Raw genomic sequence first — 3,584 nt, forward strand, 5'->3', positions numbered from 1 at the left:
ATATTAGAGTTCATAGACCAAAACTTTATATAATGAAAGTATTACCTATTGACAGATTTTTAAATAAAGCAGTAAATAGCGAATTATTCTTATAAGCTGCTAATGGATGGAAAATGTCGGTCAAACATATTGCAAATCTGTATGCTTACAGACAGCTGATATGGCAATTAGCTTGGAGTGAGTTCAAACTGAGGTACAAGAACTCTGTTCTGGGATATTTCTGGTCGCTCCTGGAACCTCTGCTAATGCTAACAGTCCTTTATTATGTTTTTTCACATCTCATGAAAATGCAGATAGAGAACTATCAGCTTTTCCTTTTATTGGGCATTATCATCTGGAATTTCCTTAGCAGAGCTACCAGCATAGGAATGAATTCCATTGTTGGAAAACCAAGCCTCATTAAGAAGATATATTTTCCCAGGGACATTTTTGTGATCTCATCATGCCTGACAGCATTGCTTATGAGTGTTTTTGAATCTATTGTTTTTGTGCTGTTCATGATATACTTCAAGGTGTCATTGTCAATCTACGTACTACAGGCCCCAGTCATACTGATCTGTCTTCTGGTCCTGTCTGTTGGCCTGTCCCTGGCTTTAGCGGCTCTTAATGTACTTTATCGCGATGTGCAGTTCATCTGGGCTGTACTGCTGCAGGCAGGCTATTTTGCAACTCCCATAATGTATACGGTCGAGGTATTTCCTGCAGATCTGAGAAGCATCGCACTTCTTAATCCGATCGCCAGGGTGATAATCGCTGCAAGAGATACAATAATCTACTCTTCCCCCATGCAAACGAATGATCTGATATTCATGGCTGTTGCAGCAATAGTTTTCCTATTTGCAGGATATTTTATTTTCAACAGGATCGAACCTCGGTTTGCGGAGGAGATCTGAATGCCTGTGATCGAAGTGGAGAAACTGGAAAAATCGTTCCGCATTCCACATGAAAAACGAACCACGCTTTTCGAGGCACTTACAGGCGTGTTCAAGCCGGAATCCTATGAGGTATTCGATGCTTTAAAGGACATCAGCTTCGATGTGGAGGAAGGTGAGTTCTTTGGGATCATTGGGGAGAACGGAAGTGGAAAAAGTACCCTTTTGAAAATAATAGCAGGGATCCTGTACCCTTCTTCAGGCGAGGTACATATCCGCAAGAAAGTTACGCCCTTCCTTGAACTTGGAGTAGGTTTCCAGCCCGATATGACAGCGGTGGAGAACATAAAGACCTATGGCACTATAATGGGCATGTCAAAACATGATATAAGATCAAGAACAGATGATATACTGGAATTTGCTGGACTGGAGAGGTTCAAGGATACAAAATTAAAGAACTTTTCTTCAGGAATGCAGGTAAGACTTGCTTTTTCCACTGCCATCCAGACAGATCCAGAAATTTTGCTGATGGATGAAGTGCTTGCCGTAGGTGATATGGACTTTCAGCAGAAATGTCTGGATGTCCTGAACAACTACCGCAAAGAAGGCGTAACAATCGTATTCGTGTCCCATGACCTTGGTTCTGTCAGAAGGTTCTGCGACAGGACCTTGCTGCTGCACAAAGGAGAGCAAGTAGCTTTAGGAAACACAGCTGAAGTGATAGATAAATATGTGTATGGAGAGCAGGAAAAAAACGTTTCAGAAGCTACCCACAATGCAGTTGATAGTGATCCTGCCATCCTAGCCGAAGATCAGACCTATCTCAACAACTCCCGATGGGGTGACCAGAAAGTTGAGATATTAAATGTCGAGTTCTATGATAAATTCGGTAATTTGAGTAACAGGTTCAATTCCTTTGATGTAATGACCATAAGGATCCTTTATAATGCTCACGAAAAGGTACTTGACCCAATTTTTGGCATTGCTCTATATTCAGAAAAAGGAGAGAATCTTTTTGGTACCAATACGGAATTGAGAGACATAACGATCGATCATATTGAAGGTAAGGGTCATATTGATCTGAAAATAGATAGCATTTCTATGCTCTCCGGAAGATTTCTGTTAACTGTTGCCATACATAGCCGTACACATAACCCCTATGACTGGCATGATAAACTATATCATTTTGATGTGATCCCGACAGGCAGGGATGCTGGTCTATTCGATGTGCCTTGTAAATGGATAATATGAAAATGTTGGGGATAACATGGATACTTTTGAGATACATGATGAAGAAGTGAATGTTGAAGAAATCATGAGAAAGATAAGGGAGAATATCAGTAAGCGAAAAGAGCAAGGTACCTATCCGCCTGAATTGGATGCGGCAGCCCGGCAGATGATCTCAGATCCAAAAAAGACTTTGGGAGAAATTGCCGATGAACTGACCAATCTGAACATTAACTCTGATATTCAAAATAATAGTTATGTTATTAGCTCTCATCGTCCCATTGTGGGAAAACCGCTCGTCAAAGGCAGGGAGATAGTACATGGGGAAGTCCGGAGATATGTGGACCCGATGGTCTTTAAACAGATAACTTTCAACCAAAATGTGGCTAAAGTTCTCAATAATGCAGCTTACCGTATTTCAAATATCGAAAATACGATTGGCGGTTTTGGAACAAAAGAACAGCATATTTTTGAACCAAAAACCATCAGACAGGAACTCAAGGAAACTGATGAGCGAGTATTCGACATAGAGGACAGGCTCCATGCTCTGAAGCAACAGATAAATGATGAGATAATAATTAACAGCAAACTGTGCGAAATGGTCGATCAGTTCAGAGCTGATATGAACAATACTCTTTCCATGTTAAAAACTGAAATGAAAAAAGAAAATGAAGCAATGATACGTTCAGTTATTGCAGCAATGGACACTGATATTGAGAAAAAGGCATGGCTTGCCCAGATGCTTGATAAGCGGAACTTACAGGGGATCTCACAGACGGAGAAACTGTTACAGCCGCCCCAGCTTGACACTGGTGTGAATTATTTTGTTTTTGAAGATAGATTCCGGGGAGCCAGAGAGGATATTGCTCAACGGCAGACTGCCTTTCTCCGTTATTTTGAAGGATGTAAGAATGTACTCGATATTGGCTGTGGAAGGGGAGAGTTCCTTGAAACCATGCGTAAACACGGAATAGGTTCCAAGGGAGTAGATATCGATGAGACCATGGTGGACTACTGTCGCTCAAAAGGTCTCGAGGTGGAACTTGAGGATGCATTTGATCATCTTGAGAAGTTAGAGGATGCCAGCCTGGATGGAGTGTTTATAGACCAGGTGGTAGAGCACCTGGAACCTGCATACCTTGTCAGATTACTGAAACTATGTTTCCAAAAGATGAAATATGGATTCTATATCATTGCAGAAACCGTGAATCCGCTTTCTTTCTCATCTTTTGCAAATTTCTATATTGATCTTACCCATATCAAACCCGTTCATCCGGAAACTTTAAGGTTCCTGCTGGAATCCGCAGGTTTCAGGGAAGTCAAAGCTGTATTTTCATCTCCTATGCCGGAAACTATGAGGTTGCAGAAGCTTGTGACAAATGAGGGGTCCACAGATGCAGAAAGATATCAGGCTGAAGTTTTCAACCGGAACATAGAAATGCTAAATGCTACTCTTTACGGTGAACAGGATTATGCAATGATCGG

General features: G+C 41.4%; 3 protein-coding genes. All 3 read left to right on the top strand.

What is annotated here, in order from left to right; all coding sequences use genetic code 11:
- Positions 1-113 precede the first annotated feature (113 nt).
- Complete coding sequence (locus A4E24_RS06735; protein ID WP_292352521.1) at positions 114-893, top strand: ABC transporter permease; 780 nt, start codon at positions 114-116, stop codon at positions 891-893.
- A complete protein-coding gene (locus A4E24_RS06740) occupies positions 894-2,123 on the top strand; it encodes an ABC transporter ATP-binding protein (RefSeq protein WP_292352522.1) in 1,230 nt (409 codons plus the stop codon).
- A gap of 16 nt (positions 2,124-2,139) precedes the next feature.
- Positions 2,140-3,584: bifunctional 2-polyprenyl-6-hydroxyphenol methylase/3-demethylubiquinol 3-O-methyltransferase UbiG (locus tag A4E24_RS06745; RefSeq protein WP_292352523.1), on the top strand; the 1,445-nt coding region annotated here is incomplete at its 3' end.

Origin of the sequence: Methanomethylovorans sp. PtaU1.Bin093 (assembly GCF_002067275.1) — an archaeon.
Lineage (GTDB): Archaea > Halobacteriota > Methanosarcinia > Methanosarcinales > Methanosarcinaceae > Methanomethylovorans.

Coding starts and splice junctions, on each gene's coding strand:
- A4E24_RS06740 (WP_292352522.1), top strand. CDS start 894: ATGCCTGTGATCGAAGTGGAGAAACTGGAAAAATCGTTCCGCATTCCA.
- A4E24_RS06735 (WP_292352521.1), top strand. CDS start 114: ATGTCGGTCAAACATATTGCAAATCTGTATGCTTACAGACAGCTGATA.